Below are 13,362 nucleotides of genomic sequence, written 5' to 3'. Positions count from 1 at the left end.
GTCGCTTAAGGCCAGAACCAGCGCACGCCCCGGCCTCACCGCCGGGGCGTTTTGCTGTGGCGGTCGGCTGAAACAGTCACGTAACAGCGCTGCAACATGACCGCCCCGCCGGGCGCCTACGCGTCCCTCATCGCATCGCAGCAATCGAGGGACGCATGCACGACGACGATCACGACCGGGGCCTTGTCTTCGACCTGGAGGCGCTGGAGCGCCAGATGCTCGCGCGTCGGCGGATGCTGGGCCTGATGGCGGTCGGCGGCGGCGCGATGCTCCTCAACGCCTGCGGCGGCGGCCGCGATTCCGGCACGTCCTCGACGACCTCGTCGGGCACGGCGACGACCACCGCCACGACCGGCACGGGAACCACCGGCACGGGTACGACCGGGACCGGCACGAGTGGCAGCTCGGCCTGCGTGAACGCCCCCACCGAGACCAACGGCCCCTACCCCGCCGATGGCTCCAACATGGCCAACGGCGTCCTCTCCAACATCCTCAACACCAGCGGCGTGGTGCGCAGCGACATCCGGTCCAGCTTCGCCGGCCTCTCGGGCGCGGCGGCGGGCGTGCCGCTGGCCCTGACCATCAACCTGCAGAACAGCAACGCCTCGTGCGCGGCGCTCGCCGACTACGCCATCTACATCTGGCACTGCGACGCGAGCGGACTCTATTCGATCTACGACCTGCCGCAGCAGAACTACCTGCGCGGCGTGCAGGCGACCAATACCAACGGCCAGGCCACCTTCACCACGATCTTCCCGGGCTGCTACGCCGGCCGCTACCCGCACATCCACTTCGAGGTCTACCGCTCGCTGAGTACGGCGACGAACTATTCCAACCGACTGCTGGTCTCGCAGTTCGCCATGCCCGCAGCGGCCTGCACCGCCGTCTACGCGGCCGGGGGCTATGGTCAGAGCGCCTCGCGCTTCACCCAGACCAGCACGTCCAGCGACAACGTCTTCGGCGACAACACCTCGGCCCAGGTCGCGGCCATGACGCCGGCGCTCACGGGCAGTCCCTCGGCCGGCTACACGGGCACGGTGACCGTAGGCATCGCGGTCTAGCGGCAGCCCGCCACCACCCGCTCCAGGTCCTCCAGCCGTTCCTGGCGCAGGATCCGCCCGGCCGCCATCAACTGGTAGCGGTCGGCGGCGCCGGGCGCGTTGCGCAACGCCGCGTCGCTGTCGGGATACCGCGGCGGCGGGCCGAGCGAACGCGGTACGCAGCTCTTCGCCGGCGGCGGGGGCGGCGGCGGCGGAGGTGGTGGCGGCTTCGGCAGCACGATCACCGGCGGGGGGACTGGCGGCGGGACCGGCTTCGGCTTTTCCCGGCGCAGCGTCTGGCATCCCGCCAGGGCCATCGCCACGGCGCCCGCGGCCAGCACGGCCCCTCTTCGTCTCATCCGGCTCATTTCTTCAGGTTCGACAGCACGGCCTGGTCCGCGCTCTCCATGCGGGCGCACGCGTCGATGCCCTCCGGCCCCTGCTCCAGCAGCCGGCGCGCGCCGGGGGGCGCGTCCGCGGCGGCGACGCGCTGCTCTGGCGTCTGCCGCGCGGCGCCCGCCGCCTGGCAGGACGCCAGTTCCATGCGGAAGCTGGCCTCGGCCTTCTCGGACGCGTGTGTCAGTTCGGCGATACGCGCTTCGTAGCGCGCCCGCTCGGCGTTCCACCCATTCGACAGGACGCCCAGCGCGACGGCCAGGGCGATGGTCGACGCGAGGGCGACCGCCGCGATCAGCGGGTTGAAGAGGATCTGTCTCAGTCCTGCCAGCATGCTCCGTCCTCAAGCTCGGCAGCCCCCACCACTTGGGCAGCCTCGCTGTGGCCATTTCACGGCTGATAGGACCCGAGCCGCGTCCCCGCGTGGCCGGATCGTCCAAATACTATAGCACAGCCTTTCGTGAGTAATTCATGACTTGATGAGGCTGTTTCAAGGCAGGACTGGAACATCCCGCCGCGCCGTCCATTGTGAAGCTCATGGGAAAGTGGATCGCCATCCTGCTGGCCGCGATGATCGGCCTCGCCGTCCTGGGCTTCCTGGTAGACGCCGCCCGCTTCATCGCGGGCGTGCTGTTTGCAGGCTGCCTGCTGGTGCTGGTCGTACGCCTGCTGACCGGCCGGCGCGCCTAGAGCGCGGCGCGCCGAAGTCGGGCGCCGGCGGGGCAAAGAGGTACAAGACCAGAGAGATAGAGTCTCCCTGTCGCCCTTGATCGCCCCCATTCGGAGGGGAAAGGCGCCAAGGGATCAGCCGGTGCGCGCGGGCCGCACGAAACAGGCGCGCCCCGCCGCCTTCAGGTCGGCGCAGAACCGGGACGCCTCGCCGCCGTCGGTGAAGCCGCCCACCAGCACGCGCCGCCAGGTCTTGCCGCCCACCTGCGCGGTCTCGATCCAGGCTCGACGCCCGCCCAGCTTCGGCCGCAGCGACGCCAAAAGGCTGCTCGCCTCCGCCTCCGACGGCGTCGCCCCGACCTGCACCGCCAGGGCCCCTGCGGCGGGTCCCGCCGGGGTGGCCCTGGGCGTGGGCGACGGTGCGGGCTTGGACGGAACCGGCTTGGCCGCCGCGGCCTTCGCGTCCACCGGCCGGGGCGGCGGCGGCTCGCGCACCGGGGCGACGGGGGCCTGAGGCGTCCCCACCGCCGGCTGCGCATCGGCTGCCTGGAACGGCCCGCGGAAGTCCGCGCGGCAGGCCGCCCGCCACGCCGCCTCCAGCGCCGTCCCGTCGTCGGGCGTGCGCCAGTCGTTCTCGGCCGCGCGCAGCAGCTTGCGCTCGCCCAGCAGGTTCCGCTCGGCATAGCCCGTGGTCTCGCCCAGCCGCACCTTGTGGCTCTCGCAGTCGGCGTTCATCGACACGTGCCACGACAGCGCGCCGGTATGGGCGACCGTCTCCGGACTTAGGGCCTCGGCCCGGATCACCACGCGGGGACTCTGCCCCGGCGCGGCGGGAAAGGTCGACATCACCGACGTCACGGCCTGGGGCGTCACCGCCACCACCTTGTCCGGTTGGATGTCGGTCTCGCGCTGCAGCCAGGTCAGCAGCGGCTCCCGGTCCATCGACGGCGGATAGGTCGTGGGCGGCGCGTTCTGGCCCCAGGACACGCCGGCGCCCGCCAGCCACACGCCCGCCGCCAAGGCCCAAACGCCCCCGACCTGCATCGCCCTCGATCCCCGCAACACGACTGGAGGCAAACTGTTCGCGAACCATGGCGCGCGCAAGGCCGGCGCGTGTCGCAACCGATAGATAACGACGGTACGTCAAACAGGTGCGCGAAGCGGCGTCCGAGGCCCGAGACCCCCAAAATGGGTAGGCGATTCTCGCCTGCGCGCGCGGAGACTAAGGCCGCGGCTGGAATCATCTGAGGCTGGTTAACAGTTGCACAGCACGATCTAGCTCTCGCGACGAAGCGGCCCTCCCCGTCCTGCCGCTTCACGCATCGGGATTTGGGAACGTGGGCAAGGGCTCAGACCGCACCTATCGCAGCCTCCGCGGCCTGGAGAAGACCGCGTCGACCAGCCGCGTCCTGAACCTGGCCGCCCTCGCCGCGCGCAACGCGAGCAACCCCGAGCACGAGGCCTCGCCGTTCTTCGTCGCCTCCAGCCTCAACGGCGCGGTGATCGTCCGCCACCGGCTGCGCGACCAGGAGCGCGAGGCGTTCGACCGCATCCGCTACACCGCCACCAAGCTGATCATCCCGTTCGAGCGCTCCGACCTCGGCCTCGGCGGCCGCTCGGTCTTCGTGTCCGAACGAGGCTGGCTGGACGCTTTCGAGGAACTGCGCGGCGAGGCGCCCGACTTCCCGCGCGACGTCGCGGTCCTGGAGGCCATCGACGAGCTGCCGTCGCTCGACCCATTCCTGCTGCGCGAGCACATGAAGCGCCGCGGCTTCGACATCAGCCCCAGCCACTTCGAGATCTCGGCGCCCGACCTCGCCCGCATGCAGCGCTTCGTGGGCTCCGAGATCGCCAAGCTGATCGAGCTCGCCTATCGCGACGCCGAAGGGCAGGAGAACAACATCACCCGCCTGGTCGAGGCCCTGCTGTCGGCCAAGACCGACGAACGCCTCGAGCCGCTGCGCCTTACGCTGAGGCTGGAGAAGGAGAACTACAAGGAGGGGATCTTCGCCTGGAAGGGCTTCCTCTACTACAAATGGGTGCTCAACACGCTGTGGGGAAACCTCCGCGATGTGTTCAACGAACTGGGAAAGGTGCGCGTCATCGGTCCCATCGATTCCGAGACCGCGCACGAGCTCGAAGCACTCAAGAACCGACTGCGCGGCAAGATGGAGCGTCAGGTCAAGTCGGTGATGAACCACCTCGGCGTCTACGACGAGGTGTTCCAGCAGCTCACCGTCGAGGGCAACGCCCTGGCCTTCCGCGACTTCCTGCTGAAGTCGCCGGAGATGTTCCTATCGCTCGGCGACGGCTGCGGCCTCGTCAGCCACATCGCCACCTACTGGCGCTACCAGTTCCCGCGCGGCAAGCCGTTGGCGGCGAATGTGGTGCAGCTCGTCGACACCCTGCAGGACTTCGAGGTCAGCCTCGGGTCCGACACCCACGACGCCCAGGCCGCCTAACTCTCCAGCGCCGCCTCGACGACGCAGACGAGGCCCTCGGGCCGGAAATCCAGCCGCACGGCGCCCCCCAGTTCCTCCGCCAGGCCCTGCTCCAGCAGCCGCGCGCCGAAGCCCCGGCGGGCCGGCCTGGCCACCGGTGGCCCGCCCGTCTCGCGCCAGGTCAGCTCCAGGCGCGCCCCGTCGATGGCCCACCGCACCTCGATCCGCCCCTCCGGCGTCGACAGCGCGCCGTACTTCACCGCGTTCGTCGCCAGCTCATGCATGGCCAGGCCCAGGGCCACGGCGCTCTTCGGCTCCAGGTCCACGGGCGGCCCGTCGACGCTGAGCCGGCCGTCGCCCGCATGGTGCGGCGCGAGGGCCCGGGCCACGATCTGGCCGATGGGCGCCGCCTCCCAGCTTTGCTGCGTCAGCACGTCGTGGGCGGCCGACAGGGCGGCCAGGCGTCCCTCGAACGCCTCCACCGCCTCCCGCGCCACCTCGCTGGGCCGGAACGACTGCCAGGCGATGCCCTGCACGATCGCCAGGGTGTTCTTCACGCGGTGGTTCAGCTCATTGATCAACAACCGCTGATGCTGGTCGGCGGTCTTGCGGGCCGTGACGTCCATGTTGGTGCCCACCATCCGGTGCGGCGTCCCGTCGGGCAGGTAGAGGAACCGCGCGGCCCCCTCGACCCAACGTATCGCCCCGTCCGGACGGCGGATGCGGAACCCGAAGTTCATGGTCTCCTGCCGCGCCGCCATGGCCGCCGACATCTCGGCCTCCATCCGGCCGAGATCCTCCTCCAGCACCTGCTTGCGCCAGTCGGAGATGTCGCCGCCGAAGCCCCCTTCCGGCAGGCCGAACAGCGCCTCCTCCTCGCGGTTCCAGACGATCTTCCCGCTCGGGATGTGCCAGTCGAAGATGCCGATGCCGTGGGCCTCGACGGCCATGTCCAGCCGCTGCTGGCTGCGCCGCATCGCCCGCTCGGCCTGGGCGCGCTCGGTGATGTCGTCGATCGAGACGCCGACACCCTCGTCGGCCAGCGGCGCGACCCGCACCTCCACGGTGCGTCCGGGGCGCAGCGCGGACGGGGCCGTCAGCCGCCCGGCGCGCCGCTCGTCCATCGCCGCCTTCAGCAGGCGCCCGAACTCGCCCTCGCGGTCGGGGTACAGCTCCCAGAACTCCCGGCCCAGGATCGCATCGCGTTCCAGGCCGAAGAACTCCTCCGCCGAGCGGTTGAACAGCACGATCCGCCAGTCGCGGTCGACGGCGTAATAGACGTCGCTGATGCTCTCCAGGACCGCGGCCAGCCGCGCGTCCGCCCGGAGATTTGGCGGAACCTTGCTCAAGTTGCGTCTACGCCCGTTCGAACCACGGGCGGATCAAGCCATAGCCCACGCCCCGCGTCACGGCGGAACACGCCGCCGGGCTTGTGGACTTCCCCCGGCTGCGCCCATGATCGCGTGAAAAATCGCCAGGTTGGGAGCAGGCGTCATTCCGGAGTCCCCCGCGCGGCGGCAGGCAGCCCAGTACCGCCAGATGGCCGAACTGCTGGACAGCATCGGCGACGGCTTCATGACGTTCGACTTCGATTGGCGCCTCGCCTACTGCAACCGCGCGGCCGAGGCTCACTATGGGCTCCGCCGTGACGAGGCCATCGGCAACGTGGCCTGGAGCCTGCCCCAGCTCGGCGCCGACGGCGAGATGCGGACCTTCCTCGAGCGCGCCATGACCTCGCGCACCGAGGTCGAGGCCGAGGCCGACTCCGAGCTGCGCCCCGGCGTCTGGTTCCACCTGCGCGCCTTCCCCATCGAGGACGGCTTGGCCGTCACGTTCCGTGACATCACCGAGCGCCGCGCCCGGGCCCGCCGCGAGCGGGAGCAGGCCGCTCGCCTGGAACTGGCCCTGGCCACTTCGGGCTACGGCGACTGGCGCTGGGACGTGGCCAGCGACACCGTCGACATGTCGGCCCGGGCCGCGGAGTTGGTGGGCATCTCTCAGGGCGCGGCCCCGGGTCGGATGGCCCTTCTGCAGAATGTCCACGTCGATGATCGCGACGGTGCCCTGCAGGCCACCGAACGGGCGCTGCAGGACCACACGCCCTACGAGGCCGAGTACCGTATCATCCGCCCCAGCGACGGCGCCGAGCGCTGGATCCGGGTGCTGGCCCGGATCGAGTTCGGCGACGACGAGCGGCCCGTCGGCATGCTGGGCGTCCTCGCCGACATCACCGAGGCCAAGTTGGAGGACGCCCGCATCCGCGCCGACCGCACGCGGCTGGCGCAGAGCGAGTCCCGCCAACGCCTGCTCATCAACGAGCTGAACCACCGGGTGAAGAACACGCTGGCCACCATCCAGTCGCTGGCCCGCCAGACCCTGCGCGACGGCGTGCCCGCCATTGAGGCGCGCGAGCGGCTCACCGACCGCCTGCTGGCCCTTTCCACGGCGCACAACGTGCTCACCCGCGAGAACTGGGAGAGCGCCGATCTGGACGACATCGCCCGTGAGGCCGTGCGCCCCTACGACGATCCCGAGGCGCCTCGCATCCGCATCGAAGGCCCGCGCGCGCGCCTGGCGCCCCACGTGGCGCTGGCCGTGTCCATGGCCCTGCACGAGCTCGCCACCAACGCCCAGAAGTACGGCGCGCTCTCGGCGCCGCGGGGCCACGTGGCGCTCCACTGGACCACGAGCCCGACGCCCGGAGCGGTCGACCTGGAATGGCGCGAGAGCGGCGGCCCGCCGGTGGCGACGCCGAGTTCCCGCGGCTTCGGCAGCCGGCTGATCTCGGGACTGACGGCCGAGCTCGGCGCGCCCGCCGCGATCGACTACGCGCGCGGCGGGGTGGTCTGCCGCCTGCGGGCCCCGGTGGCCTGAGACCGTCCCGGGCCGGACGCCGCCCCACGCGCCGCGGCGGCGATGGCGGCGTACATGTCCAGCGGCTCGATCGGCTTACGCACCAGGCCGTCGAAGCCCTCCAGCTCGCCCTCGCCCTCCACGTCGGCGTCTGCCGTAAAGGCCAGCACGGGCGCCCGCTGGTTGGGGCCGGCCGCCGCGCGCAGCGACCGCAGCGCCGAGCGGCCGTCCAGCACCGGCATCCGCAGGTCCATCAGCACCACGTCCACCGGCATGGCCGCCAGTTGCGCCAGGGCGGCGGCGCCGTCGGGCGCGTCGGTCACCTCGGCGCCGCCCGCTTCCAGGATGCGCCGGCTGAGCTCACGGTTCACCGGGTTGTCGTCGACGATCAGGACGCGGGCGCCCTCGATCGAGATCGCGTCGCGGTCGTCGTCCGCGGCGTCCTCGGCCTCGGCCGCGCCCGCCGGCAGCTCCACCCGGAAGACCGCCCCGGCGCCGGGCGCGCTGGTCACGCCGATGCGCCCACCCATGGCCTCGGCGATGCCCCGGCTGATCGCCAGGCCCAGCCCGGTGCCGCCGTGGCGGCGGGTCGTCCCGTCGTCCACCTGGCTGAAGCGCTGGAAGAGTCGGGCCTGGCTCGCCTCGTCGAGGCCGGGCCCCGTGTCGGCCACCTCGAACACGACGGTCGAACGGTCCTCGCCGGCCCCCGCGCGCAGCGTGACGCCTCCTGCCTCCGTGAACTTGATGGCGTTGCCGATCAGGTTGATCAGCAGTTGGCGCAGGCGGTCGGCGTCCAGCATCGCCACGGCCGGCAGGTCCGCCGCGGCTTCCAGCGTCAGCGACAGCCCCTTCCCCTCCGCCTGGGTGGAGAACAGGTGCAGCGTCTCCTCGCAGACCTCGCCCAGCCGCGTCGGCCGCGGGCGGATCTCGAACTTGCCCGCCTCCAGCTTGGAGAAGTCGAGGATGTCGTTGACGATCGCCAGCAGCGCGTTGCCGGCCCCCGCGATCCGCCGCACGTAGCCGGCCGCCGACTCGGGCAGCTCCATGTCGCGCAGCAGGTTGGTGAAGCCCAGCACGGCCGTCAGGGGCGTTCGGATCTCGTGGCTCATGTTGGCCAGGAACTGCGACTTGGCCGCCGCCGCCTCTTCGGCCTGCGCCCGCGCTTCCGCCACGGCCTCCTCCTGCGCCACCTGCAGGCTGACGTTGCGGACGATATCGAGGAAGCCGGTCGTCTCGCCCGATTTCGGGTCGCGGATAAGGCTGGGGTTCGACTCCAGCCATACCCAGTCGCCCGTGCCGGCGTCCATGCCCCGCCACCGCAGGCGCGTCGCCTCGCCGCCGTTCGCCAGCAGGTCGACGAAGGTCTTGCGGATCGCCCGCGAGTCGTCGGGGTGGACGCTGAAGACGAACGACTTGCCTTCGAGCTGCTCGGGACGCCAGCCGATCTGCCGCACGCTCGGGCTCGCGTAGATCGTCCGGCCTTCCAGGTCGGTCATGGTGATGATGTCGGACGTGTGCTCGGCGATCAGGCGATAGCGCGCCTCGCTCTGGCGCAGGGCCTCCTCGGCGGCCCGTCGCTCGGACTGGTCCTCGACCTGGGCGACGTAGTGCTGCGGCGCCCCGTCCGCGTTGCGCACCAGCGACACCGCGAGCCTGACCCAGACCTCCTCGCCGTCGGCGCGCAGATAGCGCTTGTCCAGGCGATAGCTGGAGATTTCGCCCGCCGTCAGCCGCCCCAGCAACTCCAGGTCCGCGTCCAGGTGTTCGGGGTGGGTGATCGTCTGGAAGTCCAGCTCGCGCAGCGTCGGCTCGTCGTAGCCCAGCAGCCGGCAGAAGGCGTCGTTCACCCGCAGGAACCGGCCGTCCAGGGCCACCAGCGCCATCCCGATCGCCGCGTCGCGGAAGGCGGCCTCGAACTGCTCGGCCTGCGACTTGGCCTCGGCCTCCAGCGCGATGCGGTGGGTCACGTCCCGGAAGATGTTGATCAGCTCGACGACCTGCCCTTCGTCGTCGAACACGATTTGCGGATTGCCCTCGAACCAGACCCAGCTCCCGTCCGCCGAGCGGAACCGGTGCTGCCGGTGCGCGGCCGCATCCTTGCGCCCGGCGAACAGGTCCGCGTTGTTGCGGAGCAGGTTGTCCACGTCGTCGGGGTGAACCAGGGAGCCGGCGTTTAGCCCCATGAGCTCGCCAGGCTCGTAGCCGTAGCGCCGCACGGCGGGCGAGACATAGGTCAACACCCCCTGCGCGTTCGTGCGCATGATCACGTCGCTCGTGTTCTCGGCGATGAAGGCGAACGCCCCCTCGGCGCCCGAGGTCTCGCGTCTGGTCACAAGCCCGGTCCCCAAGCCACGCATACAGGGCAGCAGCGTTAACGGCGCGCCGCTTTCGAGGCCGTGAACAGGACTCGCGAAACGCTCAATTGATAGGGGCCAAGCCTGTGGCCGTTTGACGCATTCGAAGTCGGCGGGCCCCTATTTCGGAGCCTCCGTCACGGGCGGGGTGGCCGGCGCCGTGGCGGGCTGGTCCGCCGGCGTTTCCGCGCGCGGCGTGGGCGAGCCATCGGCCGGCACGGCGCCGGTCGCCCCGGCGTCGGGGACCGTCATCGCCGCGTTGGGGTCGCGGGGCTGGGTCGTGTCGGGCATGGCCGCGCCGACCTTCGAGCCCTCGGCGCCCGATCCGGTCTTGCGGCCGCAGGCGGCCAGGTTCAGCGACGAGACGGCGAGCACGGTGACGGCCGCGGCGGTGATCAGGCGTTTCAAGGGACGTCCCTCCGTTTCCGGGAAATGCCGTCCCCAAACGCATCGGGCCGGGGATCGCTCCCCGGCCCGCGCGACACTCGATGAAGTGGGACTATTCGCCCGCCTTCGCCGAACCCTTCTTGCCCGTCGCCTTGGCCGCCGCGGCCTTGTCGGCCTCGGCCTTCTCGGCGGCGAGCTTGGCCGCTTCGGCCTTCTGCTGCTCCTCGGCGCGGGCGCCGGCCAGGATGCCCGGCAGCGCGTAGTTGCCCTCGTGGCAGGCGTATTCGTAGATCCGGCCGTCCAGCGGCGAGAACTCGTATTCCCCGCCCCACGGCTTGTCCCAGGTGTCCGGGTCGTCGACCGTGAACTGGTACAGCACCCGGTGCTGCCCCACGCGGGTGAACTTCTCGGTGATCTTCAGGTTCTTCCACGAGCCCATGAAGTGCTGGGCCTGGGGTAGGTTTGTGGTCTCCACCACCAGGGTGTCGCCGTCGTACCAGCCGATGGAATCGCCCATCCACGGCCGCACGCCGTCGGTGCGGTGCTTGGCGTTCAGCGGGACGATCCGCAGGTCGTGGATCATCTCCACCTCGATCAGCACCGCGTCCTTGGTCTGAATGAACTGGTAGTTGTTGTTGTAGAAGCCGTTCGGGAACATCGGCGGCCCGGCGTTGCGGCCGAACGACAGGATGCAGCGCTCGCCCAGCGACCGGCTCTCGTAGCTGTCGAACGAGCCCATGCCGCCGCCGAAGCGCGGCCCCGGCGCGGCGCCCGCCTTGCGGGGCGGAACCTGGCCGTTCGGCGTGGTGATCAGCGAAGTGCGCGGCTCGCCGTTCACCCGCATCACATGGCTGCCCGGGTCGAGCCAGCCGCGGTTGTAGCCGCCCACGTCGCCGCCGGCCGCCGCGAACTCGGGGCGGATGTTGGCGCTGCTGGCGGGCTTGGCCTCGGCCGGCGCGTTCGGGTCGGTGTCCTGGTTGCCCTCCTCCACCTCGGCGGCGGCGCTGGACTCCATCTCCTTCACCTGCTCGGGCGTGTAGACGGCCTGGTCCTTGAACTGCGGCCGGCGCGTCAGCGGCGTCAGCGTGGCGTTGCTCCAGAAGCCGGCCAGGTCCGGCTGGCCGAACGCGTTCCGCGGCGCCTTGTAAGGCGCGCCCTTGGCGGCGGGCGCGGCCTTCGCGTCCGCGGCGGCGGCCGTGATCGGCGCGGCGGCGACGCTGGCCAGCAGAAGGGTCCCAAGCGCTGCGATGACCACCTTTTGCATGGCCTCAACTCCCCATCTTCCTGCCGGGCTCTGGCGGCGCGGCGTTCTTGTGTCTTCTTACGGGCGCGCCGCCGGTTCCGGCAATGCGCACGGCAGGCCCCCTCGGCCGCAGGATCGCCCTACCCCGCCTGCATTGCAGCCCTGTTTCAAAAATTGAAGATTTGGTACGGCCAGCGCCGCCGGCGCCCCCTCTTCACCCCACCGCGCGCCGGTAGAGGTGCCAGGTTGCGTGACCGAGGACGGGCACTGCCACGATCAGGCCCACCAGGGCCGGGATCGAGGCCAGCACCAGCGAGCCCGCCACGATCAGGCCCCAGGCCGCCATCGTCCCCGGGTTGGCCGCCACCACCTTCAGCGAGGTGCGGATGGCCACGTCCAGGTCCACGTGCTTGTCCAGCAGCAGCGGGAACGACACCACGCTGATCGCCAGCGCGACCACGGCGAAAAGGAAGCCCACGCCGATGCCGATCACCGCCATCGCCTGGCCGCCGCCCGTGGCGAGCACCTGGTTGACGAAGATCTCCGCCGTCGGCGGCGCGCCGTTTCCGAACGCTAGGAGGCTGATCTCGTAGGCCGTGGCCATCCACAGCGCGAACAGCGCGATCAGGATCAGGCCCATCTCCACGATCGAGCCGATGGCGGGCGAGCGGAACACCCGCACCGCGTCCATCCAGCTCACGTCCTCGCCCGCCTCGCGCCGGCGGCTGATCTCATAGAGCCCGACCGCCGCCAGCGGCCCGATGAGGGCGAAGCCCGACAGCAGCGGGAACACCATCGGCAGCAACTCGTAGCGCATGGCCACCGCCGCCAGCACCAGGCCGGCCAGCGGATAGACGATGGCGATGAACACGACGTCGTCGCGCGCCGCGCCGAAGTCGCCGAAGCCCTTCCTCAGCGACGCGGTCAGGTCGGCGAGCCCGATCTTGCGGATCTCGGGCTCGGCCCGCGCCGCCGCCCGCTCGGCCGCCGTCTTGCGATGGTGCGCGCCCGAGAACGCGCCGACCACGTTCTTCAGGGCGTATTCGAGGGGATTCTCGACGTGATTGCCGACCGCCATGCGTTTCCTCCGGCCTGTTGGGGTCGGTGGTCCACGCTGGGCTCCCGCCGGTGTGCAGCGGGCGTCCGGCGATGACCGCCGCCCGGTAAACACGAGCCCTCAGCCTATCACGCCCCGCCCCGACCGGCCACTCGGCCCGGCGCGTGCGTCCTCAGCCGTACAGCGCCGCCAGCCGCGCCTGTTCCTCGCGCGCCGCCGCCTTGAACTGCGGCGTCGACCACAGCCGCTGTTCGCCGCGCACGAAGGCCTCGGCGTTCTTCAGGTACATCCAGGCATTGAAGGCGTTCGCCACCGCGTTGTCGCGCACCTTCACCGCCTTGCCCGGCGCGCCCATCACGATCGAGTTGGGCGGGATCACGGTCCCTTCCTTCAGGAACGCGTGGCCGGCGATGATCGTGTTGTCGCCGATCTCGCAGCCGTCCATCACGGTCGAGCCGATGCCCACCAGCACCCGGTCGCCGATCCGGCAGCCGTGCAGCGTGCAATGGTGGGTGATCGAGCAGTCCTCGCCGATGATCGTCGGCGTCCCGCCGCCGATGTGGATCATCACGAAGTCCTGCACGTTGGTCCGCGCGCCGACGACCACCTCGTGCGACTCGGCCCGCACCACCACGTTCGGCCAGACCGAGGCGCCGGCCGCCACGCTGACCTTGCCGTAGAGCTGCGCCGTCGGATGGACGAAGGCGGCCGCATCCACCGTCACGTCCCGCCCGAAATCCCGGTCCCCGCCCCGTTCCATCTCCGCCCTCCGATCGCTCGCCGCGATAGCCAGCCGCCAGGACCGTCGCCGTCAACCCTGCCGTTGCGTCAGGTCGAGGAAGCGGCCTTTACAGCAAAGCTGCGCCCGAAAACGGCCTAGATCGGGCCTGATTGAAAGGTTGTTCAAAGCTTAACGACGGTC

At 70.8% G+C, this 13,362-nt stretch carries 13 protein-coding genes; 4 read left to right on the top strand and 9 right to left on the bottom strand.

What is annotated here, in order from left to right; all coding sequences use genetic code 11:
* Positions 1-155: 155 nt before the first annotated feature.
* Positions 156-1,061 carry an intradiol ring-cleavage dioxygenase gene (locus Q0L11_RS00065; RefSeq protein ID WP_296594794.1) on the top strand — a complete coding sequence of 302 codons (906 nt, stop codon included), beginning with the start codon at positions 156-158 and terminating at the stop codon, positions 1,059-1,061.
* Here Q0L11_RS00065 and Q0L11_RS00060 read toward each other — a convergent pair.
* Positions 1,058-1,399, bottom strand: a complete 342-nt coding sequence (locus Q0L11_RS00060) for a hypothetical protein (protein WP_296594793.1) — start codon at positions 1,397-1,399, stop codon at positions 1,058-1,060. The genes Q0L11_RS00065 and Q0L11_RS00060 overlap by 4 nt on opposite strands.
* Before the next feature lie 5 nt (positions 1,400-1,404).
* Complete coding sequence (locus Q0L11_RS00055) at positions 1,405-1,770, bottom strand: hypothetical protein (RefSeq protein WP_296594792.1); 366 nt, start codon at positions 1,768-1,770, stop codon at positions 1,405-1,407.
* A gap of 203 nt (positions 1,771-1,973) precedes the next feature.
* Here Q0L11_RS00055 and Q0L11_RS00050 point away from each other — a divergent pair, with 203 nt between their 5' ends.
* Positions 1,974-2,126 carry a hypothetical protein gene (locus Q0L11_RS00050; RefSeq protein WP_296594791.1) on the top strand — a complete coding sequence of 51 codons (153 nt, stop codon included), beginning with the start codon at positions 1,974-1,976 and terminating at the stop codon, positions 2,124-2,126.
* A 114-nt stretch (positions 2,127-2,240) separates the two neighbouring features.
* Here the strand turns inward: Q0L11_RS00050 and Q0L11_RS00045 are convergent, their stop codons facing one another.
* The gene (locus Q0L11_RS00045) at positions 2,241-3,149 is read right to left on the bottom strand and encodes an SPOR domain-containing protein (RefSeq protein ID WP_296594790.1); all 909 of its coding nucleotides are present in this window, start codon (positions 3,147-3,149) and stop codon (positions 2,241-2,243) included.
* Between the two features lie 293 nt (positions 3,150-3,442).
* Between Q0L11_RS00045 and Q0L11_RS00040 the strand changes: the two genes are divergently transcribed.
* On the top strand, positions 3,443-4,567 hold the full coding sequence (locus Q0L11_RS00040; protein ID WP_296594789.1) for a hypothetical protein: 1,125 nt from the start codon (positions 3,443-3,445) through the stop codon (positions 4,565-4,567).
* Here the strand turns inward: Q0L11_RS00040 and Q0L11_RS00035 are convergent.
* Positions 4,564-5,895, bottom strand: a complete 1,332-nt coding sequence (locus Q0L11_RS00035) for an HWE histidine kinase domain-containing protein (RefSeq protein ID WP_296594788.1) — start codon at positions 5,893-5,895, stop codon at positions 4,564-4,566. The genes Q0L11_RS00040 and Q0L11_RS00035 overlap by 4 nt on opposite strands.
* Before the next feature lie 130 nt (positions 5,896-6,025).
* Here Q0L11_RS00035 and Q0L11_RS00030 point away from each other — a divergent pair, with 130 nt between their 5' ends.
* Positions 6,026-7,420, top strand: coding sequence for an HWE histidine kinase domain-containing protein (locus Q0L11_RS00030; RefSeq protein WP_296594787.1), 1,395 nt, complete (start codon positions 6,026-6,028; stop codon positions 7,418-7,420).
* Here the strand turns inward: Q0L11_RS00030 and Q0L11_RS00025 are convergent.
* The 5 genes from Q0L11_RS00025 to Q0L11_RS00005 all read right to left on the bottom strand — a co-directional run bounded on the left by Q0L11_RS00025 (position 7,372) and on the right by Q0L11_RS00005 (position 13,200).
* A complete protein-coding gene (locus tag Q0L11_RS00025; protein ID WP_296594786.1) occupies positions 7,372-9,732 on the bottom strand; it encodes a PAS domain S-box protein in 2,361 nt (786 codons plus the stop codon). The two genes, Q0L11_RS00030 and Q0L11_RS00025, sit on opposite strands and share 49 nt — an antisense overlap.
* Positions 9,733-9,873: 141 nt before the next feature.
* Entirely contained in the window at positions 9,874-10,161 is a 288-nt protein-coding gene (locus tag Q0L11_RS00020; protein WP_296594785.1) for a hypothetical protein, read from the bottom strand.
* 91 nt (positions 10,162-10,252) lie between these two features.
* The gene (locus Q0L11_RS00015) at positions 10,253-11,404 is read right to left on the bottom strand and encodes a hypothetical protein (protein ID WP_296594784.1); all 1,152 of its coding nucleotides are present in this window, start codon (positions 11,402-11,404) and stop codon (positions 10,253-10,255) included.
* Positions 11,405-11,597: 193 nt separating this feature from the next.
* Complete coding sequence (locus tag Q0L11_RS00010) at positions 11,598-12,461, bottom strand: DUF2189 domain-containing protein (protein WP_296594783.1); 864 nt, start codon at positions 12,459-12,461, stop codon at positions 11,598-11,600.
* A 151-nt stretch (positions 12,462-12,612) separates the two neighbouring features.
* Positions 12,613-13,200, bottom strand: a complete 588-nt coding sequence (locus Q0L11_RS00005; protein ID WP_296594782.1) for a gamma carbonic anhydrase family protein — start codon at positions 13,198-13,200, stop codon at positions 12,613-12,615.
* Between the last annotated feature and the right edge of the window lie 162 nt (positions 13,201-13,362).

Origin of the sequence: Phenylobacterium sp. (genome assembly GCF_024508875.1) — a bacterium.
Lineage (GTDB): Bacteria > Pseudomonadota > Alphaproteobacteria > Caulobacterales > Caulobacteraceae > Phenylobacterium.
The sequence above is the reverse complement of the archived record's forward strand: the minus strand, read 5'-3'. Positions and strand labels throughout refer to the sequence as shown.

Bases quoted from the DNA above. Each gene is read 5' to 3' on its own strand.
- Q0L11_RS00065 (WP_296594794.1), top strand. From the start codon at position 156: ATGCACGACGACGATCACGACCGGGGCCTTGTCTTCGACCTGGAGGCG.
- Q0L11_RS00060 (WP_296594793.1), bottom strand. From the start codon at position 1,399: ATGAGACGAAGAGGGGCCGTGCTGGCCGCGGGCGCCGTGGCGATGGCC.
- Q0L11_RS00055 (WP_296594792.1), bottom strand. From the start codon at position 1,770: ATGCTGGCAGGACTGAGACAGATCCTCTTCAACCCGCTGATCGCGGCG.
- Q0L11_RS00050 (WP_296594791.1), top strand. From the start codon at position 1,974: ATGGGAAAGTGGATCGCCATCCTGCTGGCCGCGATGATCGGCCTCGCC.
- Q0L11_RS00045 (WP_296594790.1), bottom strand. From the start codon at position 3,149: ATGCAGGTCGGGGGCGTTTGGGCCTTGGCGGCGGGCGTGTGGCTGGCG.
- Q0L11_RS00015 (WP_296594784.1), bottom strand. From the start codon at position 11,404: ATGCAAAAGGTGGTCATCGCAGCGCTTGGGACCCTTCTGCTGGCCAGC.
- Q0L11_RS00010 (WP_296594783.1), bottom strand. From the start codon at position 12,461: ATGGCGGTCGGCAATCACGTCGAGAATCCCCTCGAATACGCCCTGAAG.
- Q0L11_RS00005 (WP_296594782.1), bottom strand. From the start codon at position 13,200: ATGGAACGGGGCGGGGACCGGGATTTCGGGCGGGACGTGACGGTGGAT.